Genomic DNA, 24,959 nt, shown 5'->3' with positions numbered 1-24,959 from the left:
TAATTTAAAAACATCATTATGAAAAATTATAAAAAACTATATATCAACTTAATGCTTGTTGCGGCGCTGACTGTGAGCAGTTCATGCAACAAAGATTTTCTTGACGAAGAGTTGACAACTGCCTACAGCCAAGATTATTATAATACCGAAGCTGGAATTCAGGCATTGGCTGTCGGGACCTATTATCAGGTATTTGCAGCTGAATTTCAAGGCGAAGTACCACTTTCGTCAACAGAATCAGGGACAGATGAATTCCATGCTGGAGGTGACCCGTCAAACTGGATTTGGAACTCTTATTCAACTGGTTTTAATGCTTTTGTAACCGTTTCTAATGCGAATACAGTTGCAGCAAATACACATTGGGATAATTTATATATCGGAATTGGAAATGCAAATACTTTAATTGATTCGGCTACAAAAATTGCTTCGACAAACGATGCAATCAAAAAAACAGCATTAGGTGAAGGTTATTTCATGAGAGCTTTCTGTTATCTTCAATTAGTTAGCCAGTATGGAGCAGTTCCTTTAAAATTGAAACCAAGCTCAAAAGTGGAGTTGGAATTTACTCGTGCCGCGCCACAAGATGTTTTAAAGCAAATAATTGACGACTTCACTCAAGCATATAATTTATTAGGCAATGCTGGTGCACCAGCAAAAATTACTAAAGATGCTGCTGCGCATTATTTGGCAAAAGCATATTTGACTCGTGCAAGTGAAATCAACGATAGCTGGAATGCAACTACAAAAACTGCCGATTTACAGCAAGTTGTTACTTTGTCAGACGAGGTAATTTCGCATCACCCATTAGCCGCTAATTATGATAATTTATGGACTTACACAACTGCTGATGGTGCAAATGAAAAACTTCCAGAGTTAATTTTGTCTGCTCAGTTCAATGCCAGTACATTAACAACTGGAGGAAATCAGCAACATTTATATTTCCTTTCAACTTACGACCAATTGCCTCAAATGAAGCGTAACCTTGCCGGTGGAAGACCATTTAGCCGTCTTGCTCCAACTTACTTTGTATATGATGTTTTTGATCATGTAAATGATTCTCGTTTTTGGAAAAGCTTCCAAACAAAAAGTATTGTAAACAATAAATCAGGAAACTATTATGTGAACGGAGATTTAGGTATCATGTACATCATTAATAGCCCGTCTGATACACGTTTTGCAAAAACTAAAAATACGGATGCTATTATTTATCCAAAAACAGGAAAAACGATTCCAAGTGCCTATGTTGCTTATGCTGCGGATAAAGTTGGTTTAATGGCCGATGTAAGATTTCCATCTTTAAGTAAATATATGGACGGAAACAGAATCGATTTAAGTAATATAAAAGGGTCACGTGATATTACTTTGGCTCGTTCTGCCGAAACGTATTTGATGGCTGCTGAAGCAAAAATTCGTTTGGCAAAAGCGGGAGGAGCAACATTTGCGGATGCATTACCTTATATTAATGCTGTTCGTACGCGTGCTGCTTATAAATCTGGTGAAAACCGTGCTGCTTACGCCGATGGTTCAGCTGCTTATACGACTACAGGTCAAGCTGGAATTCCTATTTCTTATATTCCTGAAAACTCATATTATGAGTCAAATAATATTGCCGTTGCGACAACAGCAACAAATTTGACTATAAGCAGTGTGAATGCTTTGCCTGCTGAAGATATGGCGGTAATTGCAAAATTGGGATATAGTACAGATTATGACAGAATGTTATGTTTGGTATTGAATGAGCGTACTAGAGAATTATGCGGAGAATTTCACCGTTGGGAAGATTTGAGCAGAACTAAAACTTTGGTGGCGAGAGCAAAAGCTTATAATATTGAAGCAAATCCAAACATTCAAGAGTATCATAATTTGCGCCCAATTCCGCAAACTTTCCTTGACGGAGTTTATGCAAACGGAAAACCTTTAACTGCTGCAGAGAAAGATGCAATGCAGAATCCAGGATATTAAAAAGAACTTGTTTTTTTAGTTTTTTCATGTTAGAAACCGTCTCAAAAAATGAGACGGTTTTTTTTATGTCTGAGCAGGGTACAACAGGATAGTTCTCAGTTATTTAATAAATATATTTGATTAATCATTTTAAGGATATTGGTTTTCGTTAATATGGTAAAGGTAAAATTAAGTGGTTTTGATTTTACGAAGGCAGTAACTTCTTGTTACTGCCTTTTTCTTTTTACAATTCTTCTGTAAAACAGGGAAGCACAGGATACCGATATCGATTTAGTGCTTTATCTTTAAAGTTTTAGTATTAAAATTATATTCCGAATGATTTATTTAAAGAAACTGTTATTATTATTCATTGTTTTAGGATTAAAGCTAACAGTCTGCGCTCAAGTAAAACTTCCTGCTTTGGTAGGAAATAATATGGTTTTGCAACAAAATTCAAAAGTGAATTTGTGGGGATGGGCTTCTCCAAACGAAAAAATAAGACTGCAATTAGGTTGGCAGAATGTTCCCGTAGAAATTACCGCAAATGCTGATGGAACTTGGAAAACGACTGTTGATACGCCAGCAGGAAGCGAAAAACAATATGAAATCACAATTGAAGCTTCAAATAAAATCGTTCTTAAGAATATTTTAATTGGTGAAGTTTGGATTTGTTCGGGACAATCGAATATGTATTTTCCTGTTGGAAAAGAAGACGGAACTTGGAAAACAGGAGTGAAAAATTATGAAGAAGAAGTTCAAAACGCAAATTTCCCAGCAATCAGATTGTTTACGGTACAGACAAAAGCTTCGCAAAAACCTTTAGAAGATGTTACAGGAAATTGGGCAGAATGTTCTCCATCAACGATTAAAACTTTCTCAGCAGTTGCTTATTTCTTCGGAAGAGATTTGTATCAAAATTTAAAAGTTCCAATTGGGTTGATTTCGACTTCTTGGGGAGGAACTAAAGCCGAAGCTTGGACTTCGCAAGCTGTATTGGAGCAAAACACAGACTTCCTTCCGATTTTGGAACAGGATGCAAAAAACGAAAAATTGTTCCAAGAAAAATTAGAAAATTATTATGCTGATTTGACAAAAGAACGTCTTGCAAATAATGGAGATGTTTCTAAATTGAAAAAGCCTAAAAAAGAAGAAAATAAAACATCATATGTTCTCTATAATGCAATGCTTCATCCTGTTACAAATTATACAATGAAAGGTGTGATTTGGTACCAAGGAGAAAGCAACGCCGAAAAAGCATTTTTATACAGAAGTCTTTTTCCTGCAATGGTAAAAAGTTGGAGAAGTGAATGGAATCAAGGTGATTTCCCTTTTTATTATGTTCAGATTGCTCCACATAAAGGCCAAAATCCAGATATTAGAGAAGCGCAGTTGATGGCGTCAAAAGTGATTCCGAATAGCGGAATGGTAGTTACTACAGATGTTGGAAATGCCACAAATATTCATCCGATTGACAAACAAACTGTTGGTTATCGTCTGGCTTTAATCGCAAAAGCAAAAACGTACGGAGAAAATAAAGTTGTATTCTCTGGACCAACATACAATCATATGGAAATCAAAAAAAAGCAAATCAAATTGTTTTTTGATGATGTTCAAAACGGATTTAAAAAGAGCAACGAAGCTTTGAAAGAGTTTGAAATAGCTGGAAGTGACAAAGTGTTTTATCCGGCAACGGCAAAAATTGAAGGCAAAACAATTGTAGTTTATTCTGAAAAAGTGAAAGATCCAGTAGCTGTTCGATTTGCATGGAAAGCAGTTCCAGAACCGAATTTATTCAACGCCGAAAATTTGCCTGCATCGCCTTTTAGAACAGATGATTGGGAAAGTAAATTAAATGATAATCAAAGCAAATAATCTGCGGAATCTGCGAGTGAAATAATTAAGCAAAACGGAATGAGAATAAACTTAAAACATCTTTTTTTTAATCTTATTGTTGTATTTTTCAGTATAACAATGAATGCTCAAAAAGAAGCAAAAAAAGACCAAAAACATATTGCGCCAAAACCACTATATCGTGATCCTATTTTTGATGGTGCCGCTGATCCAACGATTATTTGGAATGAAAAAGAGAAAAAATGGTTCATGTTTTATACCAACAGAAGAGCAAAAGATACAACCGCAAAAGGAATTACGTGGGTTCACGGAACAAAAATCGGAGTTGCAACTTCGGAAGATGGTGCAAAATGGACGTATAAAGACACTTGCAACATTAAATACAATTTGAAAAATGTGACCTATTGGGCACCAGATGTCATTAAATACAAAAACAAATATCATATGTATTTGACCATTGTTCCCGGAATTTTTACTGATTGGTATCATCCACGTTCGATCATTCATTTGACAAGTTCGAATTTAATGGATTGGAAATTTGAATCGGAATTGAAATTAGCTTCGGAAAGATGCATTGATGCGTCGGTTTTTAGATTGCCAAACGGAACTTGGAGAATGTTTTACAATAACGAAAATGACGGTAAATCAATTTATTACGCAGATAGCAAAGATTTGTACAATTGGGGGGACAGCGGAACGAAAATTGTAAAAGATAGAGGAGAAGGCCCAAAAGTCTTTACTTGGAAAGGAAAAAACTGGATGATTTCAGATTCTTGGCGAGGTTTGAATGTTTATTCTTCGGAAGATTTTTTAAATTGGAATCGTCAAGAAAAAAATATTCTTCAAACTCCCGGAACTGGTGAAGATGACAAAGTGATTGGAGGACATCCAGATGTAATAGTTGACGGAGATAAAGCGTATATTTTTTACTTTACACATCCAGGAAGAACTCCAGAAAATAAAGGAGTTGACAGTTACGAAACAAAAAGAAGTTCAATACAAGTTGCAGAACTTGAATATATAAATGGAGAGATTGTATGCAATAGAGACAATCAAGTTCAAATAAATTTAAAACACTAGAAAAATGGCAAATAAAAATACAATTCGAAACGCATTCAAAATGCAATTAAAACCTGGTTTTGAAGCAGAATACAAAAAAAGACATGACGAAATTTGGCCTGAATTGGCAGCTTTGCTTTCTGAAACTGGAATCCAAGATTATAGTATTTTTTTAGATGAAGAAACTTTGACGCTTTTTGCCGTTCAGAAAATAAGTGCTGATTTTGATTTCGATTATTTGCCGAATCATCCAATCGTAAAAAAATGGTGGGCGTATATGGGCGATATTATGGAAACAAATCCAGATAATTCTCCAGTTGCAGTTTCCTTAAAAGAGGTTTTTCACCTGGATTAATGTTTGTTTTTAGACTTGAAACCTGAAACCTGAAACCTGAAACCTGAAACCTGAAACAAAGAAATATGAAAACAAAATATTATTTGTCTGTAGTTTTTGCAACAACGATTTTCGTCAATTGCAATGCACAAAAAATTACATTAAAAAACACTTCTGACATTGCTGTTCCACAAAAAGCAATCAGCATCAAAAGAAACCAAATTGCATCAAAATATGTTGCAAACAGTTTTCCTATTTTGATCAGTAAAAAGGATACAATTCCAGCGCAGTTAAATGATTTGGATGGCGATGGAAAATGGGATGAGCTTTTCTTGGTAACTGATTTTGCACCAAGTGAAAACAAAACGGCAATATTAACTTGGTCTTTAAAAGATCCGAAATTTCCAATTAAAACGAGTGTGCGTTTCGGAAAAAGAGAAGCCAAAAATTTGCCAGTTCAACCTGCGACTGAAGAAGTTTTAATGGCGAACCAAGTTTATAAAAAATTAGGTTTTCAGAAATATCAGACTGACGGTCCAACTTGGGAAAATGATAAAGTAGGTTTCAGACATTATTTGGATGGAAGAAATTCTAAAGATGTTTTCGGGAAAAAAATTCCTGCGATTACGCCAGAAAATGTTGGAATTAACAGCAAAGGAGAGGTTGAAGATAATTATCACCAAATGTATGATTGGGGTAGAGATATTTTTCCTGTTGGAAATTCTGTTGGTTTAGGTGGATATGCTTTATTAATCAACGACAAAATCAACAGACTCGGAATTTTGACAAATGATACTTTGAATAACGTTGAAAAAACAACGTTTAAGATCGTGAGTGAAGGCCCGGTGAATTCGGTTTTGAGTTATAAATACCAGAATTGGAAAGCTTCTGGAAATCAATATCAAGTTCAGGAAACGACCTCAATTTGGCCGGGAATGTATGGTTATGAAAATACAGTTTCAATAACTGGATTAAAAGGTGGCGAGACATTTTTAGCGGCCATTTCAAATATCAACAATAAAAATCCGCTACAGGTTGTCGAAGCTGGTGATTGGGTTTGTTTTATTCAGCACGATAATTTGACATACAATAGAGAATGGATTCTAGGAACTGCAATTTTGGTTCCGAAAAAAATATATAAAGGATACATCGAAGCACCAAAAACAGGACAATTAACAGATTCATACTTAGCAAAATTAGCTATCGAAAACAATAAAAAAATCAGTTATTACGCCATCGCTGGCTGGGAATTAAGTGCTGATAAAAATTTTAAAGATTCAACATATTTCAGCAATTATGTAACCACTTTGGCGAAACAGCTTTCTGCCAAAATAACGGTTGAAGTAAGCAAATAATTTCATTTTCAACTAACTAAAACACTAACCATGAACTATAAATTAACCACAATCACATTACTTGCTTTTGGAGTATTCGGTACTGCAAACGCTCAGAAAACAGATGCTACAGCACCTTTGCACTTAATGCAACCCGACTATCCAACACCTTATGTGATTCCGCAAAAGGAAAAAATAAAAGAGGTATTGGACAGAGTGTATAATTATTTAGATAAAAATTCGGCTTCAAAAATTATTGATGCCAATACCAAAGCTGAAATAACAAATTATAAAAAAGGAAATCAGGATATTGTTTTTGAACCTGGTGCTTTTAGGTTGACGAGTTATGAATGGGGAGTGACGTATGCCGGAATGCTTTTGGCTTCTAAAGCAACGGGCGAAAAATATTATGCTGATTACACCAATAAAAGAGTGCAGTTAATAGCAGATATAGCCGAAAATTACAACGAGAAAAACATCAAGGATAAAGACATGCTCAGAACGCTTCATCCTGAAGCACTGGATTTTGCAGGAGCTCTTTGTGCAGCTTTTATTAAAGCAAAAAAAGATGGTTTGAAAGCTAATGTTGATCCGTTAGTAAACAATTATATCGATTTTATCAGCAACAAACAATTCAGACTGAAAGACGGAACTTTAGCACGAAACAGACCACAGGATAATACGCTTTGGTTGGATGATATGTTTATGAGTGTTCCTGCATTGGCACAAATGGGAAGCTATACCGGAAATACAAAATATTTTGATGATGCAGTTAAACAAGTAAATCAGTTTTCTGAAAGAATGTTCAACAGCCAAAAAGGAATTTACATGCACGGCTGGGTAGAATCGATGCAGGTTCATCCACAGTTTCATTGGGCTAGAGCAAATGGATGGGCAGTTATGACAATGGTCGAATTGTTAGAAGTACTTCCAAAAAATCATCCAGGTTACAATCAAGTTTTGACACAACTACAAAAACACATTGCAGGATTGGTTCAATATCAAGACGGAACTGGTTTTTGGCATCAATTGTTAGATCGAAATGATTCGTATTTAGAAACTTCAGCAACAGCAATTTATGCGTATTCTATAGCAAGAGCAATCAATCGCGGTTATGTGGATAAAATGACATATGCGCCAGCAGTTTTATTGGCGTGGAATGCAGTTTCTACAAAAGTAAACGACAAAGGTCAAGTCGAAGGAACTTGCGTTGGAACCGGAATGGGCTTTGATCCTGCATTTTATTATTATCGTCCAATTAGTGTTTTTGCAGCTCATGGTTATGGTCCCGTTTTATTGGCTGGATCTGAAGTGATTTTGCTTTTGAAAGACAGTCAATTTCAAATTAACGATAGTTCGATCCAATTAAAAATCGAAGGAAAAGATAATCTGCATAAATAGTTCAATTAGTTATGAATTATAAATTATGAGTTATGAGTTGTAAATCATAATTTATTGATATGCTAAATAAAAACATAGTGCCTAGCTTCGGCTAGCGGTACACTATGATCTTTTAAATCATAAGGCATAAATTATTAGCGTTGCTAAATAAAAACATAGCCCCTAGCTTCAGCTAGGGGTACACAAAGAAAAGCACATGAAATTAAAATCCTCCCTAAATATACTTTTCCTATTATCTGGTCTAACGATTTTTGGTCAGATTGGAAAGCGATTTCCTTCAGAAAAAAAGATTATTAAAGATCCTGTAACAGGCCAAGAATTGATTTTCTTGACAACAAAGTCGGCAGGAGATTCAAAAACATACCCAACGCATCCGCAATGGACAGCTGATGGTGAATGGTTGATTTTTAGAACAAAAAGAGCCAACGGAGATGCTCTTGCGGTAAATGAAAAATCAGGCGTAATGGTTCAAGTTACCGAAGGCGGTTATTCTGGTACTTTATGCATGGCTCAAAAATCAATGAAATTGTACTATATGCGCACTGGTGAAGGCAATAGAATGCAAATCATGGAAGTGAATCTGGAAGCTGTTTTTAAAGACAGTGAAGCAGGAAAAATGAAACCAGTTTCGGCTTACGAGCGTGTTTGTGGCGTTACAAATCCGGAGATGGGCGCGTCCGGCGATATGGCTTTGGATGCCAATGAAGATCGCGTTTATTTCAGAATTGGGAAAGAAGAAGCCGCAAGACATTTGGATCCAAATATTAAAATTGAAAAAAGTTTTGGTCCACGAAATATGGGCGCAGGTCCAGGCGGAATCAGCAGTATGAACATCAAAACTGGAGAAATTAAGCATGTTGTTTCTGTACCATTTCAAGTCGGACATATTCAATCTAATATCTGGAATCCGGGCGAATTGGTTTTTTGTTGGGAAACTGGCGGAAAATCTCCACAACGCACATGGACGGTTATGGCGGACGGAACAGGTTTGAGACCTTTATATCCAGAATCTGATTTTGAATGGGTAACGCATGAAGTCGTAATTTCTAAAGATGAAGTTGCTATGGCGATTATGGGACATAGAAAAATTGATATTCAAAATGATGCTCCAGTTGAAGTAACGAATAGCACAGAAGTCAGAAATCCGCAAAATCCGGGTCAGGAAAGCAATTGGGGAAATTCTGGAACTAGAGAAAAACCTACGGGATTGGCAATTGTAAATTTGAGAACACGCGAAATGATTATTGCAGGACAAACGAAGAGCGGAAGCGGTCTGTGGCATGTTCACGGATCTTCTGACGGAAGATGGGCTGTTGGAGATGATTTTTCAAGAAGTTTATATTTGATTGATCGAAAAACAAATGAAATGATGATGTTAACAACAGGACATAAAGAAACTGCTGCAGATCATGTTCACCCGACTTTTAATAGAGATGGAACGAAAATTGAAATCCAATCGGCGATGCTTTCTGAGGATAATCGTACGCTGAATATTTGTATTGTGAATGTTCCTAAAGAGTGGTTGAAACGTAAATAATTAGAAGAAAGAAGTTAGAAGAAAGAAGTTAGAAGAAAGAAGAAAGAAATAGGATGTTTACTAAGATTTATTTCAATATAAAAGATTTTGCAAAAGAAATGATTTGTTTGTTTCTTTTGATGAATTCGGTTTTTGTATTTGGGCAACAAGCCGGGAAATATGACGCTATTAATTCTGGCACACCTTGGTTGGATCAAAACGGAAATATTGTGAGCGCACATGGCGCTTGCATTGTAAAAGAAAATGGTACTTTTTATTTGTTTGGAGAAGCACATTCGGATGCAAGCAATGCATTTGCTGGATTTAATTGTTATTCGTCAAAAGATCTTTATAATTGGAAATTTGAAAAGCAAGCACTTCCCGTTCAAGAATCTGGGAAATTGGGGCCAAATCGAGTTGGAGAAAGGGTGAAAGTGATGAAATGTCCCAAAACATCAGAATTTGTAATGTACATGCACGCCGATTCATTAACCTATAAAGATCAATTTGTGGGTTATGCGGTTTCAAAAAATATAGAAGGTCCCTATACTTTCAAAGGCCCGATTTTATTGGATGGAAAACCAATCAAAAAATGGGATATGGGAACTTTTCAAGATACAGATGGTTCTGGGTACATTTTGGTTCATGGTGGCGAAATTTATAAATTGAGTGATGATTATAAATCGGTTACGGAGAAAGTGAACGAAAATATTACAACTGGATTCGAATCGCCAACAATGCTTAAAAAAGATAATTTGTATTATTTTATTGGTTCGCATTTAACGAGTTGGGAGAAAAACGACAATTACTATTACACGTCAAATTCAGTAAAAGGCCCGTGGGAATTTAGAGGTTTGATTGCGCCAAAGGAAACATTGACATGGAATTCGCAATCGACTTTTGTTTTGCCAATTCAAGGCTCAAAAGAAACTACCTATATGTTTATGGGCGATCGTTGGTCGTTTCCTAAACAGGCTTCTTCGGCAACTTATGTTTGGCAACCGCTTACGATTTCGGGAACATCTTTGCAAATCCCGAATTATTTGGAAAGTTGGCAAATTGATTTGGTTACTGGAAAATTTTCGGTACCTAAAAACACAGATAAAATTCTGAAGAATACGAGTAAGGAAATCAAATATTCGGGTAATTGGATAAATACTAGTTCAGAAAGTAAATCAGATGATGTAAATGCTTCATTTTCGGTACAATTCAAAGGCCAACAAATTGCTTTAAAGAGTTTTGTTGATGATAAAAAGGGTTACGCAAAAGTGATTTTGGCAACTGACAAAGGGCAAACACTTACTACAGCAATTGTCGATTTGTATAGTAAAAGCGTAACAGAAACAACAGTTTATAAATCGCCATTGTTGAAAACGGGAAATTATATTTTAACCGTTTACACGACGGGCGAAAGACCAAATTGGTCGGATAAAAAAAAGACAAATTATGGAAGTACAGGAAATTTTATTTCTGTTACTGAAATCGCCATAAAAAAATAAAACAAAAAAATAAAAATAGAATACAATGAAAAAGTTTTTCACTTTGGTTTTGTGTGTTTTGGGAATTTCTCAGAGTGCATTTTCGCAAAAATACAACAACGATAAATTCCCAGACGGAACTGAAATTCCGGTTTGGTTTAAGACTTATAAAAAATTAGAATTAAAAGAGTTAGGTAAAAAATACACAATTACTGATTTCGGTGTAAGTAAAGACAGTACTAAGATTCAGACCTTAGCAATTCAGAAGGTAATTGACAAAGCTTCTGCAAATGGCGGTGGTGTAATTGTAATTCCAAAAGGAGTTTTCTTGAGTGGCGCTTTATTTTTTAAACCAAAAACAACTTTGTATGTAAGTGAAGGTGGCGTTTTAAAAGGTTCTGATAATATTGCCGATTTCCCAATTATGGCTTCAAGAATGGAAGGTCAAAATCTGGATTATTTTCCTGCTTTAGTAAACGCTTATGGAGTTGATAATTTTTCGATTTCAGGAAAAGGAACCATCAACGGAAATGGAAAAAAATATTGGGATGCTTTCTGGGCACGTCGTAAGGAAAATCCAAAATGTACGAACCTTGAAGTTTCAAGACCAAGATTGGTTTTTGTTTGGAACTCCAATAATGTTCAATTTCAAGACGTAAAATTGATTAATTCAGGTTTTTGGACGAATCATTTCTATAAATGCAATAATGTGAAATTATTGGATTTGTATATTTTTTCACCACACTTAAAAGATAAAGCGCCAAGTACAGATGCAATCGACGTTGATATTTGTACGAACGTTTTGGTAAAAGGCTGTTTCATGTCGGTTAATGATGATGCGGTTGCTTTAAAAGGCGGAAAAGGTCCATACGCAGACAAAGATCCAAACAACGGACCGAATAAAAACGTAATTATTGAAGATTGTAATTTCGGTTTCTGTCATTCGGCTTTAACTAACGGAAGCGAGGCCATTCATAACAGAAACATCATTATGCGTAACTGTAAAATTGACGGTGCATCAAGAATGTTGTGGCTGAAAATGCGTCCAGACACACCTCAAAATTACGAATACATTAGAGTGGAGGATATTAAAGGTGAAGCTAAAACGGGATTGGCAGTTTTTGCTTGGAAACAATTTTTTGATTTAAAAGGTCGTCCTGATGTTCCACTTTCTTACGGAGATAATGTGACGTTGAAAAATATCGAATTGAAATGCGATACGTTCTACGGAGTTGAAAATGACCCGAATGTTCGTTTATCGAATTTTACTTTTGAAAATATAAATGTGGAGTCAGCTAAAACAGAAATTGATAAAAGTCTTATTAAGAATGTGACTTTTAAAAATGTTTATGTAAATAAACAGCTTGTGAATTAAGGTTCTAAGGCGCTAAGTTTCTAAGGTGCTAAGTTTAAAACAGCAAAGTTTCGATATTTTAATTATCTCATTTTCTAATTGTCAAATTCTCTCATTCTCAAAATGAAGAAACTTCTATTATTAATTCTCTCGATCATAGCAATAAATTGCTTTAGTCAGAACAAAAGTTCGTCTGAATTTTTAATTGCTGATTCCAATCATGCAGTTAACATTTGTATTGATAAAAACACCGATCCGTTGATTGTTTGGGCGGTGAACGAACTTGCAGATGATGTTCAAGAATTGACGGGTAAACGTCCAGAGATAATACAAGCAGATTCCTTTTCAAAGAATGGTATTTACATTGGACAAACTTCGGACAAGCTTTTTAATTCGTTTAAAAACAAAAAAGAATTATCTGGTCAATGGGAGAAATTTTTGATTCAAAAAGAAAAAGAAAATCTTCTGGTAGTTGGTTCAGATGTACGAGGAACAGTTTATTCTATTTTTGAAATTTCAGAAAAATTAGGCATTTCACCTTGGAAATGGTGGGCTGATGTTCATCCAATTAAACAAGAAAAACTTTCTTTGAATCTTTCGCAGAACAAAATAGTTTCTTCGCCTTCAGTTCAATATCGAGGTATCTTTTTAAATGATGAAGATTGGGCATTGCAACCTTGGGCAGCCAAAACATTTGAACCAGAAACAGGTGATATTGGTCCGAAAACTTACGAGAAAATCTTTCAATTACTATTACGATTAAAAGCCAATACGATCTGGCCAGCCATGCATCCGTCAACAAAAGGATTTTTTACAATTCCCGGAAATAAGGAAATGGCTCAGAAATATCATATCGTAATTGGATCTTCTCACGCAGAGCCAATGCTTCGAAACAATGTTGACGAATGGAAGCCAAAAATCTACGGAGATTATAATTATTTTACTAATAAGGCGAAAGTTGATCAATATTGGCAAGAGCGTTTAGACGAATTAAAATCGGCGCAAAATGAAACGATCATGACACTCGGAATGCGAGGCGTGCATGACAGTAAAATGGAAGGCGCAAAAGATTTGAAAGAGTCAATTGAAATGGTTGAAAAGATTATTCAAAATCAGCGTGAAATGCTTTCTAATACTTTCAAAAAGCCTTTAGCAGAAATTCCACAAGCTTTTGTTCCTTATAAAGAAGTATTGGAATTATATGATAACGAACTAAAAGTTCCGAGTGATATTACTTTGGTTTGGCCCGATGATAATTACGGATATATTCGTCGTTTGAGTAATGAAGAAGAGCAAAAAAGAGTAGGAGGAAGTGGGGTTTATTATCACATCAGTTATTGGGGTAGGCCACATGATTATCTTTGGCTGAGTACAATGCAACCAGGTTTGATTTGGTACGAAATGAATAAAGCGTATCAAAACGGCGCAAACAAAATGTGGATTGTAAATGTAGGTGACATAAAACCTGCCGAGTATGATACGGAATTGTTTTTGGATATGGCGTGGAATATCAGCAGCATCAAATCGGATGGGATTAATCAATATTTGAAAGATTGGGCGGCAAGAGAATTTTCTCCGAAAATCAGTTCTGAAATCAGTGAAGTTTTTGAAGAATATTATCGTTTGGCATTTCTGAGAAAACCTGAATACATGGGTTGGAGCCAAACTGAACCGACAACTCAGGTGAAGCTTTCCGATTTCTCCGAAAATGAGATTTGGAACAGAATTAAAGCTTATGACAAATTGATTGAGAAAGTCGATAGCCTTTCAGCGGTAATTCCGCAAGAAAGAAAAGATGCTTGGTTTCAATTGGCAGTTTATCCCGTAAAAGGAGCGGCGTACATGAATCATAAGTTTCTTTATTGGAATTTAGCAGTAATCACTTCAAATGAAAAAGAAAAAGCGAAATATGAAACTTTGGCTTCGGAATCCTATAAAAAGATTGAAGAACTAACCGATTTCTACAACACTAAATTAAGCAACGGGAAATGGAATAAAATGATGTCGATGCATCCAAGGAATCTTCCTGTTTTTGATTCGGTTAAAAAGCCTGAATTCATCAAAAAAGAACAAAAATCAACTGAAAATAGAATCGCTATTCAAGCCAACAAATTTGTTTCTCAAAACGGATTTAAAAATTACAATTGGAAAACGATTAACGGTTTAGGGTACAGCAATAATGCGATTACTTTATTTCCGTTGAAACAACACTATTTCAAAGCAGAAAAACCTTTTGTGATCTACGAATTCGAAATTAAAAATTCGGGAGAATATGAAATTGAAGTTCGTTTGCTTCCAACGCATGCCAATAGTTTCGACCATGAAATCGGAATTCAGGTGGATAAAAATGTCTTACAAAATTTTAAAACCAATACGAGAGATCGCGATAAAACTTGGAAGGAAAATGTTTTACGAAATAGCGCCATTGTAAAACTTCCAGCATCGAATTTTGAGAAAGGAAAACATACAATCAAAGTTGAGGTGAACCAGACAGGGATTGTGCTCGATCAGCTCGCGGTGTATCCTTCAAGCGAAGGAAGTTCTTACGAAATACCTTTGAAATAGGCATTAAATAATGATTATGAAGCAGTAAGAACAGCAAAAAGAAAAAATATTTAAAAAAAGTTGATTTGGTAATTTTTGTAATCCGTTGATTTAGAGTTTGCAACAAGTCGGGTTAAATTAATATTAACTCAAACGCCCAAAACAGTTATAATTTTAACACTAAACGTGCGTTATAGTTCAAGCAAACTTTTATTTTTGCGCCTTAATTTAACAAGTATAAGCAATGAAAGATTTATTAGTAAAAATCAACGCCGAAATTGAAACATTCAAAACTGAAGCAGAATCTTTAACTGAAAAAGGTATTAAAGCTGCAGGACCAAGAGCTCGTAAAGCTACTTTAGAAATTGAAAAACTTTTGAAAGAATTCAGAAAAGTTTCTATCGAAGAATCAAAAAAATAATACTTAGGTATTCAAAAACAAAAACCTCGCTTATGTCATGTAAGCGAGGTTTTTTTATAGTTATGAATTATGAGTTATGAATTATAAGTTGATTTGTATTGAACTCATAATTTATAATTCATAACTCATAACTCAATATAGTCTTTCAAATTGCAATCTTTTATTTTTTTAAGGCTTTCTGCAACAGTTTGAGCGTTAAATGCTGCGCCTTCGGCTCCTGTGTGTGTATGGTCTTTTGGAAAAAATGGTTTTACTTTTTCTTTTCCTAAAGCTTCGTATTTAGTCGCAACAATATCATTTAAATCAATAAATGGAACATTTTCTTTTTCAGCCGCTATTTTTGACCAGATTACATAAGTATCACTTCTGCGTTCGGCTTTGTCGTTTGGCCATTCGTTTCTTGGTGTCAAGCTTATCACAATCGGAATAGCGCCTTTTTCTTTGGCTTCTTTGATAAATTTTACCATATACCACCCGAAAGTATGTACAATCTCTTTTGAGCCGTCTGGACGCGTTACTTCTTGTGTTTCGTCGCCATTTCCTTTTAAGGAGCCTCTGAATTTTTCTTTGTCAATATCGCCAGCGTCGTTATGGCCGAATTGAATGATAACGAAATTTCCAGGTTGCAATTGATTTTTTACTTCGTCCCAAAGGCCTTCGTAAACAAAAGTTCTAGTGCTTCTTCCGCCTCTTGCTTTATTGATTACTTCAATTCTCGTCGTATCACAATATTGCGGAAATTGAACGCCCCAGCCGACAGCATCAGGATTATTGTTGTTGTTTGCCATTGTTGAATCACCTATCAAGAATAGTTTTTTCTTTGGCGGTAGCACAATTTTCGGATCTTTTAAAATATAATTTTTTAAAGAGTTTTTACTCGTTTTCAATTCGTTGATAATAACCGAAGCTGAAAGTACAGCACCTTTTGCAGACGTATGCGTATGATCTTTTTTGTAGAAATAAGTTCCGGTTACTTTTGCTTCACCCAATTTCTCCATTTCAACAGCCATTTTTTCATTCAAATTGATGAAAGTAACTTTTTCCTTTTCAGCAATTTGTTTCGCCCATAAACCGTATGATTTATCGTTGCGAGGCACTTTTCCTTCTTTCCAATCGTTTCTTGGAATCGGTGAACAAATAATCGGAATCGCTCCTTTTGATTTGGCTTCGCGAACCACTTTTTGAATGTACCAGCCGTAACTGTGAACGATTTCATGTTTTTTGGTGAGAATATTATCGATTTCTTGAGTTTCATTTCCAATTCCTTTGATTGTTCCGCGGGCGCGAAGACTATCGTTTATTGGTCCGTCGTCATTATGTCCAAATTGAATCAAAACATAATCGCCTTTTTTGAGTTTGTTTAAAACCTCAGTCCATAAACCTTTATCTTGGAAAGTTCTACTGCTAGTGCCACCCAAAGCATGATTTTCAATATTGACTTTTGTAGTGTCTAAAAACTGACCTATATAATCTCCCCAGCCCCAAAGTCCACCGTCGCCTTGTCCTCTTCCGTTTTTAACTGTAGAATCGCCTACCATATAAACAGTAGGTTTATTGTCTTGTTTTGGAGTAAAATTGAAGAATAAAAATGCCAGTAAGAGGGCAAATAATATTTTAAATGATTTCATATTTTAAATGTAAATTATAATGACTTATCTGAGCTTATTTAACCGCAAAGTTCGCAAAGGATTACGCGATGTGCGCAAAGCTTTGCGAACTTTACTTTCGAACGTTTGCTATAAAACCTTAGCGCGCTTTGCGGTTAAAAGATATAGTATGTAAACTTGAAACGTTAAACCTGAAACAAAAAATTAATTATTTCTAAAATCAAACCACAAATTCATTTTAATACCATCATCACCGCTTTTGATTCTGATATTTGTTGGCTGACTTTGAGGGCCTTGTTGTTCCAATGGTTTGAAATCTCTCATTGCCGGAATTTCATACATAAACGAAATATCGCCTTCTGGAAATGCCGGTTGCGGATTGCTTCCTGGGAAACCATTTTTAGGCAGTTCTGGCGTAAATAATCTCAAGAATAAATTATCCGATTCACTGAAAACTTTGAACGATGAAGCACCTGCTTTTAAGTTTGCTCCCAATAAATTCGCATGATAACCTTTAAATTCTGGATAAATCAAATTTTCAAAACTTTCTCCTGTAATTGTGTTGTTGTAATCTTTCTCCCAAATGCCGTAAGTTGTTCCTTTAATTCTGTTTTTCCAAACATGATAAGGGCCTCTTCCAAACCATTTTATTCCTTTAACTTCTTTCTCAGGAAAACTGAAAGTGATTCCGAACGAATTGATTTTATCTTCAAAAAAGGCACCGTCAAATCCGTCTGCACCGTTTGCTCTTTCGTTTTTCAAAACAATCATTTCCATTTTAAATCTTCCATCAGCTTCCATAGTCCATTTGATAGTCGAAATTCCGCCAGCGTAGGAAACCAAACAAACTGCTTTGTCGCCTTCTTGTGAAACCTGAATGTCTTTTAATTTGGCTTTCATTCCAATAGGACGCGGACCATTTGTTAATGGAATAGTTGAAGTTCCGTTTTTAACAGAAGTAATTTCTCCATTTGTAGCGTTCAAAACAACAGTAACATCGTTTCCTTTTAAAGTAACGTCAGTTGCTGTTTTTACTACTGATGCTTTTGTTTTTGTATTTTCAACAGCTAAAAATTTATTAGCATAAAATAAAGCTTTGTGAATAGGCCAAGTCCAAGTATAAATTTCTTTTCCAAACTGATCGTAAGCTGAAATCGACAGTACATCACCTTCAGCAAAATTATTCGGAACTGCTAATTTAATTTTGTGTGTTTCTCCCGGATCAATACTCGGGATTTCAATTTTTCCAGACGCGATTTCTTTTGCAGTTCCATTCGTATAAAGCACATTTTTATCCGATTGCAATACTTTGAATTCCATTTTGCAAGTATTCAAATTGCTGAAAAGATAATCGTTTGTAATCAAGAAAGAACCGTCAAAATCTGGTGTAACTTGCTTTGGCTGAAATTGAATTGGCGCCCAAACTTCTTTTACAGTATAATAACTTCCTTCTCTTTCACGATGCGGTCCTAAAATTCCATCAGCTGCTAATGAACCTTTCGAATCAAATTTTGCATCGCCTTTCCAATCAGAGCGGAATACGGCTTCGTCTAACATGGCCCACATAAATCCTCCTGCAAAAAGCGGACTTTCTTTATAGCGGTTCCAGAAATCTTCTAGCGCTGCTCCGTGGCCGTTGTCATAAGTTCCGTGCATAAATTCAGTTGGGAAAAATACATTTTCACCAGCGTTAAAACGGTGCATTCCTGTTAAATAAGTCGGGTAGTGGTGCGTGTCCCAGCCGTTGAAATCAGCCCAAGGGTGAATTACGATTCTTTTTTGAGGATCATTTTCTTCAAAGATTTTATCTGTAGCATAATTCCATCCACCTTCATTTCCATTGTCCCAAATAATTACTGACGGATGATTTACATCTCTCGTAATCATTTCTTTAGCCAATTTTGCTCCGGTTTCAGTATCATACGAGTTTTGCCAGCCTGCCAATTCATTTAAAACAAAAAGCCCAAGTGAATCACAAACTTCCAAAAAGTGTGTATCTGGAGGATAATGCCCACGAACGGCATTCATGTTCATGTCTTTAATCAATTTAGCATCTAACAAACTTATGCGTTTGCTGGTGCTTCTTCCGCCTTCTGGCCAAAATGAGTGACGGTTGATACCCTTCATCACGATTTTAGTGCCATTCATGTAAATTCCGTCTTGTTTTTTGAACTCTAAAGTTCTGAAACCAATACGTTTGTCATATTGATGAAGTACGGTTCCGTTTTGTTTTAAAACAAGCTGTAAGTTGTATAAATTTGGTGTTTCTGGATTCCAAGGTTTTACGTTTTTCCATTGAGCAGCAATGTTTTCTTTAGTACTTTTTGCTTTTACAGGAAAAGTAAAAGTTTGGAAATTTTCTCCATTTAAACCTTTTAAAGTTGCTTCTAAAGTGGCATTTTTAGGAACATTTTTTAAATTCAAGTCCACTGTAAGCGATCCGTCCATTTTCGGATTTACCGCAATGTTTTCGATATGCGATTTTGGAGAAACTTCCAACCAAACTGGACGATAAATACCTCCAAAAAGCCACCAATCTGCTCTTCTTTCCGCCGCATTAACCGATTTATTTGCTGATTGTTTCCAAACGTGAACTTCTAAAGTATTTTTAGAACCATATTTCAATAGAGACGAAATATCATATTTGAATTCATAAAAACCACCTTGATGAATTGCTCCAGCCAGTTTCCCATTTACTTTAACTTCAGTATCTGTCATTGATCCACCAAAAGCGATCAAAACTTCTTTTCCGTTGTATGATGCAGGAACATCAAATTCGTATTTGTATAGACCTTCTTCCTTGCTTGGCTCTTTTTGGTTCAATTCCTTGTACCAACGGCCGTAGGTATATTCGCCAAAACCTTCTAATTCCCATTGCGATGGAACATTGATCGTAGTCCAAGTTTTGCTGTTGTTTCCATCGGTACAATAAAAATCCCATTTTACAGGATGTTCAAAATCTTCTCCAGAAAGATACACTTTGTCGGTTTGCTGTGCATTGCTATTTTGGGTGAGAAAAAAGGCAAACGCAGCAAGCGAGAGATTTTGGATAGTGTTTTTTAGTAGCATAGTAAAGTAATTCTTTGATGGTTAATTGCCATCTGGTTTAACGATTTCAAAACGCGCGCTCATTGGAAGCGTCCAACTCGAAATGAAATTTGGTTTATTCGGATTATAATCTGGTGTCTCTTTTTTGATTTGTTTTTTCAACGGAATATCAAGTTCACGAATTCCTTTTAAAACGCAAAGTGCGATTTCATTGGCACCAAAACTATTAAAATGCGTATTATCGTCCAATGCTTTTATTTGCCCAGGAAATGTATTGGCTGGATATTGTACAAATGCTTTTCTCGAAGGTTCGTCGCCCCACGTTTCATACAAAGTAGTCGTCATTTTGGTAACATCAATCAAAGCGATATTGTTTTTTTGAGCGACAGCTCGCATCGCTGGTGGAAAATCTCCATGAGTATCTTTTAAAGTGCCATTTTCATTGAAGAATCTTCTTTGTGTTGGGGTAACCAAAACCGGAATTGCGCCTTTTTCTTTAGCCGAATTTACAAATTCAGTTAATAAATTAGAGTATGATTCCCATGGGCCATTTCCGGCACCTTTTATTTTTTCGTCGTTATGTCCAAATTCTACAAATAAATAATCTCCTTTTTTGATTTCTGAAAGTATTTTTTTCAGACGATTTGCTCCTTTAAATGAACTCAAAGAAGAGCCCGAATACGCATAATTTGCAACGACAACATTCGAATCAAAGTAATTCGTAATAAACTGTCCCCAAGATGCCCAAGGCTCTACATCTTGATCTGTAACGGTTGAATCTCCAGCTAAATAAACAACAGTCAAATTATCTTTTTTAGTTATTTTGATGCTTTGAATTGAAACTTCGCCTAAAAATTCAAGCGTTAATTTATTATCCCAGTTTAAAATTTCTTTTTCTCTGTCTTTTAAACTGATATTGGTTTGGTCATCAATTTTAATATTTCGGACATTTACATTAAAAGTCTGCGTTGTTTTTTGACCTTTTGCCACCACAAATTCATTCAGCATTAAACGTCGTGATTCTGCTTTTATAGTCACTTTTGAATCTTTTTCAGCGCTTCCTATAACCACTTCAACTTGGTAATTCCCTTCTGGAACAGCAACTGAAAAGTATGCTGGATTTGTAATTGAAAAATTATTTGAGTTGATTTTTACATTAGAAGCCGAGTTGAAATCAAATCCGTAACCTTTTGCTTCTGAATAAATTAAAGCGTTATTTATTAACGTGTTTTTTTTGTCTTTTGCCGAAGTTCCAAAAACAAAAAGTTGTGATTCATTTTTATTTTCCGAAGAAGAACAAACTGTTGTATTTAAAGGAATGTTGGAATGCATAGCAAAGAATTGACTCGGCATTGCTAAACAAATAACCATCGATAAGAAAGTACTGATTTTTACCAATTTTTTGAGATTTTAATTTTTTTATTTTCAAACTTAATGGTTCATTTTTGATATAGTATCCTGTACTATGATGTTAAAAAGGAATTAAAAATGCTAAAAATTAATATGCTTTTTATATTTCGTAAATCAGGAAGGTACAGGATGGTATACCACAAAAAAACAAAGAAATTGCATCATTATTATTGAATTGATAAAAAAAAACGATTTTAATTTTATTTAATTCTTATTTAGATTCAGCACTTTTTTACGCCTTTATGAAAACAAAGGAACATTTTTTTCGGACATTTTTAAGTTTACTTTTTTTATGTTTTGTGCCCCTTTTTGGACAAAATAAAGAAGTACGCAAACTACATTATGCGCCAGAAGAAAATGCTTTTGTTTTAAAAAATGGAACTCGAAAATTCAATCGCGCTTTATATGGATCGAACACTGGATTTAGAGTTGAAACAGGTGATTTGCCGGAATTTGCGATGTATATGCCAGGAATGGGAGGGAATTTCAAAGTAGGAATTGCAAACGGTAAAGAAAGCAAATGGATTACCGAAGCTTCTAAAATCGATACAAGATATATTTTAGGAACAATGCATTATACGATTGAAGATGCAATTTTAGGAAAAGGAAAACTGTTTGTTGATGTCGTAGCTTTAAAAGAAAAAGAAGGTTTTGTCGTAAAAATATATGGCAAAAATGTTTCTAAAAACGCCAATTTGATTTGGGCTTTTGGAGGCGCAACTGGAAAGAAATTTAGTCGTGATGGTGATATTGGCGCCGACCCAGAATCGGTTTTTTATTTGCAACCTGAATATTGTTTGAACAATAAATATACGTTACAAAAACAATCATTTTTATTGGAATACGGTTCTGAAAGCAACAAACAAAAAACAGGAAATAATAAAAGCCTGCTTGGATTTTTTCCTGAATCAATTCTAAATTTAGCGAATGCAAAACTGCAAAATTCGCCTTTAGAACTTTACAATTCAAAAGTTGAAAATTTGCCTGTTCTTTCTGGAAAAACGAAAAGCATTTCTGAAAAAGGAATTTATTGGCTGTTTGCCACGGAAGATCTAAAAACAGATGTTTCGCAAAAAGGAATTGCACAGCTTTATGAAAAATCGGTTCAGGAAACACAAGTTTTGGCTAACCGAGTAAAAGTCAAAACACCAGATCCATACATTAATAATTTAGGTTTTGCACTTTCAATTTCCTCAGATGGAATTTGGGAAAATCCAGCTTATCTTCATGGCGCGATCGCGTGGAGAATGTACCTAAATGCATGGCGTGGTGCATACACAGCAGATCCGCTGGGTTGGCATGATAGAGCAAAAACGCATTTTACAAGTTACAGCAATTCGCAAGTAACTTCGCCTGAAAACGGCCCGATTATTTTAGATCAAGAACGAAACTTGGCGCGCCAGAAAGAAGAAATTGGTACTTCAATGTTCAGTAGTGGTTACATCAGCCGTAATCCGAATAAAAATACGGTTGCGCATCATTATGATATGAATTTGGTTTTTTTCGATCAAATGTTACGTCATTTCAAATGGACTGGGGATATTGCTTTTCTAAAAGAAATGTGGCCAACAATTGAAAGACATTTGAATTGGGAAAAGCGAAATTTCGATCCCGATAATGACGGACTTTATGATGCATATGCGACAATTTGGGCGAGCGACGCATTACAATATAGCGGAGGAGCAGTAATTCATTCCTCAGCATATAATTATTATGCGAATAAAACGGTTGCCGAATTGGCTAAAAAAATCGGAAAAGATGCAACACCTTACGAAAAAGAAGCAGAGAAAATTTTAAAAGCTTCAAAAGAACAACTTTGGATTGCAAAAAAAGGAATTTTTGCAGAATACAAAGACGCTTTAGGAAACCGATTATTGCACGATTCACCGGGAGTTTGGAGCATTTATCATACTATTGATTCAGAAGTTTCAAATCCGTTTGAGAGTTATCAAATGTTAGGTTATGTGAATAATCAAATTCCGCATATCCCAATTTCTGCTGAAGGTTTAGATAAAAAAGATTTATACGTAATTAGCACAACAAACTGGCAACCTTATACTTGGTCAATAAATAACGTGGCTTTGGCGGAACAATTGCATACTTCTCTCGCTTTTTGGCAAGGCGGACAACCGGATAAAGCATTCAAAATGTGGGAAAGTGTTTTGATTGAAAGCTTATATTTAGGCGCTTCGCCGGGAGGTTTTGAACAGCTTTTGTATCAAGATGCAATGCGTGGCGAATTGTATCGTGATTTTGCTGACCCAATCGGAATGGCGTCTCGAACTTTAGTTGAAGGACTTTTCGGAATTCAGCCCGATGCTATTGCTGAAGTTTTGACGATTCAGCCTGGTTTTCCTTCGGAATGGAATGAAGCTTCTCTGGAAGTTCCTGATGTTTCGATTGCTTTCAACAGAAAAAACAAGCAAGATTCTTATCATATTGAAAATCATTTTGGAGTAAAAATGAATTTAAAGTTGGTTCTGAATGCACCTTTCGACGGAATTGAAAACATTAAAGTGAACGGAAAAATAGTAAGTTGGAAACCAATTAAAGAAAGTATCGGAAATCCTAAAATAACCATTGAAGTTCCTTATAATGAAAAGTATGATATTGTTGTGAATTGGAAAGGAGAAACTTTGGCAACAACGGCAATAAAACCTTCGTATAATTCTGGGGATGTTTTAAATGTTTCGATTGATAAAGGAGAAATAATTTCGGTTTATGATCCGCAAACCGTTTTGGTTAATCTTGAAAAGACGCCAAAAACGCTCAAATCAACTGTAAATGGAGCAGGAAATAAAGCCTTTTTTGTTGAAATGAAACAAGGCGAATTTTCTTGGTGGAAACCAATTGAATTCAATTTAAAATCAGAAGAAAAAAATCAAACAACTGTAAATTGGGATTTGCCTTTGGAAAAATCACAGCGAGCAGAAACTATTTCACTTTCTGATTATTTCAATGCAAAAGTTACCGATATTTTTAATGTTGAATATTTGTCTCCGAGACCACAAACTGTAACGTTGCAACTTCCGAAACAAGGAATTGGGAACTGGTGTTATCCAAATATTTCAGTGAAAATTGATGACAAAGGTTTGCGCGAAAAAGCAAAACAAACGGGTGAAATAAAAACGCCAAACAGAATCCCGTTTAAAACGCCATCGGATGAAAATCAGAAGAATATAATTTTCACTTCGATGTGGGATAATTATCCAAAAAGTGTTGATATTCCGTTAAATGGAAAAGCTTCACACGCTTATTTCATGCTCGCAGGAAGTACAAACCCAATGCAAAGCCGAATGACAAACGGAGAAATAACCGTAAATTATACCGATGGAACTTCTGAAATATTGCCTTTAAAAAATCCGGAAAACTGGTGGCCAATTGAACAAGATTATTTCGTTGATGGACTTGCTTTTACAACCGATGCGCCAAAACCATTTAGAGTGTATTTGAAAACCGGTGAAATTTCGAGAGATTTTAAGGATTTTACAATAATTAAAGGATTTACAAATTATGGAATTGACGGCGGTGCGGGAACAATTTTAGATTTGCCTTTGGATAAAAATAAAACATTAAAAAGTCTGACTTTGAAAACCATTGCAAATGATGTGGTGATTGGATTGATGAGTGTTACTTTAATTAGATAATTAGAAAATGAGTT

15 protein-coding genes are annotated in these 24,959 nt (G+C 35.3%); 12 read left to right on the top strand and 3 right to left on the bottom strand.

All coding sequences use genetic code 11. From position 1 onward, the window contains the following. The first annotated feature begins 18 nt into the window (after window positions 1-18). From AAYQ19_RS05320 to AAYQ19_RS05270, 11 genes are all read left to right on the top strand, one after another. Window positions 19-1,962: a RagB/SusD family nutrient uptake outer membrane protein gene (locus tag AAYQ19_RS05320; RefSeq protein ID WP_343534660.1), complete on the top strand. Its 1,944-nt coding sequence runs from the start codon at window positions 19-21 to the stop codon at window positions 1,960-1,962. 315 nt (window positions 1,963-2,277) lie between these two features. Beyond that, a complete protein-coding gene (locus AAYQ19_RS05315; RefSeq protein WP_343534657.1) occupies window positions 2,278-3,813 on the top strand; it encodes a sialate O-acetylesterase in 1,536 nt (511 codons plus the stop codon). Between the two features lie 39 nt (window positions 3,814-3,852). After that, a complete protein-coding gene (locus AAYQ19_RS05310; protein ID WP_343534655.1) occupies window positions 3,853-4,872 on the top strand; it encodes a family 43 glycosylhydrolase in 1,020 nt (339 codons plus the stop codon). A gap of 4 nt (window positions 4,873-4,876) precedes the next feature. Continuing rightward, the gene (gene rhaM / locus AAYQ19_RS05305; protein ID WP_343534653.1) at window positions 4,877-5,206 is read left to right on the top strand and encodes an L-rhamnose mutarotase; all 330 of its coding nucleotides are present in this window, start codon (window positions 4,877-4,879) and stop codon (window positions 5,204-5,206) included. Between the two features lie 65 nt (window positions 5,207-5,271). After that, window positions 5,272-6,540 (top strand): DUF4861 domain-containing protein, encoded by a 1,269-nt coding sequence (locus AAYQ19_RS05300; RefSeq protein WP_343534651.1) that lies wholly within the window; start codon window positions 5,272-5,274, stop codon window positions 6,538-6,540. Window positions 6,541-6,570: 30 nt separating this feature from the next. Next, entirely contained in the window at window positions 6,571-7,920 is a 1,350-nt protein-coding gene (locus AAYQ19_RS05295; RefSeq protein WP_343534649.1) for a glycoside hydrolase family 88/105 protein, read from the top strand. 196 nt (window positions 7,921-8,116) lie between these two features. Next, complete coding sequence (locus tag AAYQ19_RS05290) at window positions 8,117-9,457, top strand: TolB-like translocation protein (RefSeq protein WP_343534647.1); 1,341 nt, start codon at window positions 8,117-8,119, stop codon at window positions 9,455-9,457. Between the two features lie 53 nt (window positions 9,458-9,510). After that, a complete protein-coding gene (locus AAYQ19_RS05285; RefSeq protein WP_343534644.1) occupies window positions 9,511-10,935 on the top strand; it encodes a family 43 glycosylhydrolase in 1,425 nt (474 codons plus the stop codon). Window positions 10,936-10,960: 25 nt separating this feature from the next. Continuing rightward, a complete protein-coding gene (locus AAYQ19_RS05280; protein ID WP_343534642.1) occupies window positions 10,961-12,289 on the top strand; it encodes a rhamnogalacturonidase in 1,329 nt (442 codons plus the stop codon). 102 nt (window positions 12,290-12,391) lie between these two features. Continuing rightward, window positions 12,392-14,833, top strand: a complete 2,442-nt coding sequence (locus AAYQ19_RS05275) for a glycosyl hydrolase 115 family protein (RefSeq protein WP_343534640.1) — start codon at window positions 12,392-12,394, stop codon at window positions 14,831-14,833. A gap of 223 nt (window positions 14,834-15,056) precedes the next feature. Continuing rightward, the gene (locus AAYQ19_RS05270) at window positions 15,057-15,233 is read left to right on the top strand and encodes a BF3379 family histone-like protein (protein ID WP_343534638.1); all 177 of its coding nucleotides are present in this window, start codon (window positions 15,057-15,059) and stop codon (window positions 15,231-15,233) included. A 125-nt stretch (window positions 15,234-15,358) separates the two neighbouring features. Here AAYQ19_RS05270 and AAYQ19_RS05265 read toward each other — a convergent pair whose 3' ends face one another. From AAYQ19_RS05265 to AAYQ19_RS05255, 3 genes are all read right to left on the bottom strand, one after another. Further along, entirely contained in the window at window positions 15,359-16,861 is a 1,503-nt protein-coding gene (locus tag AAYQ19_RS05265; protein WP_343534636.1) for a rhamnogalacturonan acetylesterase, read from the bottom strand. A 183-nt stretch (window positions 16,862-17,044) separates the two neighbouring features. Next, window positions 17,045-19,909, bottom strand: a complete 2,865-nt coding sequence (locus tag AAYQ19_RS05260; RefSeq protein WP_343534634.1) for a glycoside hydrolase family 2 protein — start codon at window positions 19,907-19,909, stop codon at window positions 17,045-17,047. Between the two features lie 21 nt (window positions 19,910-19,930). Beyond that, window positions 19,931-21,286 carry a rhamnogalacturonan acetylesterase gene (locus tag AAYQ19_RS05255; protein ID WP_343534632.1) on the bottom strand — a complete coding sequence of 452 codons (1,356 nt, stop codon included), beginning with the start codon at window positions 21,284-21,286 and terminating at the stop codon, window positions 19,931-19,933. 311 nt (window positions 21,287-21,597) lie between these two features. Between AAYQ19_RS05255 and AAYQ19_RS05250 the strand changes: the two genes are divergently transcribed. Beyond that, window positions 21,598-24,945 carry a DUF4450 domain-containing protein gene (locus tag AAYQ19_RS05250; protein WP_343534630.1) on the top strand — a complete coding sequence of 1,116 codons (3,348 nt, stop codon included), beginning with the start codon at window positions 21,598-21,600 and terminating at the stop codon, window positions 24,943-24,945. The last annotated feature ends 14 nt before the right edge of the window (window positions 24,946-24,959 follow it).

The organism is Flavobacterium mesophilum (assembly GCF_039581405.1).
GTDB lineage: Bacteria > Bacteroidota > Bacteroidia > Flavobacteriales > Flavobacteriaceae > Flavobacterium.
The sequence above is the reverse complement of the archived record's forward strand: the minus strand, read 5'-3'. Positions and strand labels throughout refer to the sequence as shown.

Coding starts and splice junctions, on each gene's coding strand:
- AAYQ19_RS05275 (WP_343534640.1), top strand. CDS start 12,392: ATGAAGAAACTTCTATTATTAATTCTCTCGATCATAGCAATAAATTGC.
- AAYQ19_RS05320 (WP_343534660.1), top strand. CDS start 19: ATGAAAAATTATAAAAAACTATATATCAACTTAATGCTTGTTGCGGCG.
- AAYQ19_RS05295 (WP_343534649.1), top strand. CDS start 6,571: ATGAACTATAAATTAACCACAATCACATTACTTGCTTTTGGAGTATTC.
- AAYQ19_RS05280 (WP_343534642.1), top strand. CDS start 10,961: ATGAAAAAGTTTTTCACTTTGGTTTTGTGTGTTTTGGGAATTTCTCAG.
- AAYQ19_RS05265 (WP_343534636.1), bottom strand. CDS start 16,861: ATGAAATCATTTAAAATATTATTTGCCCTCTTACTGGCATTTTTATTC.
- AAYQ19_RS05270 (WP_343534638.1), top strand. CDS start 15,057: ATGAAAGATTTATTAGTAAAAATCAACGCCGAAATTGAAACATTCAAA.
- AAYQ19_RS05315 (WP_343534657.1), top strand. CDS start 2,278: ATGATTTATTTAAAGAAACTGTTATTATTATTCATTGTTTTAGGATTA.
- AAYQ19_RS05310 (WP_343534655.1), top strand. CDS start 3,853: ATGAGAATAAACTTAAAACATCTTTTTTTTAATCTTATTGTTGTATTT.
- rhaM (WP_343534653.1), top strand. CDS start 4,877: ATGGCAAATAAAAATACAATTCGAAACGCATTCAAAATGCAATTAAAA.
- AAYQ19_RS05285 (WP_343534644.1), top strand. CDS start 9,511: ATGTTTACTAAGATTTATTTCAATATAAAAGATTTTGCAAAAGAAATG.
- AAYQ19_RS05300 (WP_343534651.1), top strand. CDS start 5,272: ATGAAAACAAAATATTATTTGTCTGTAGTTTTTGCAACAACGATTTTC.
- AAYQ19_RS05260 (WP_343534634.1), bottom strand. CDS start 19,909: ATGCTACTAAAAAACACTATCCAAAATCTCTCGCTTGCTGCGTTTGCC.
- AAYQ19_RS05290 (WP_343534647.1), top strand. CDS start 8,117: ATGAAATTAAAATCCTCCCTAAATATACTTTTCCTATTATCTGGTCTA.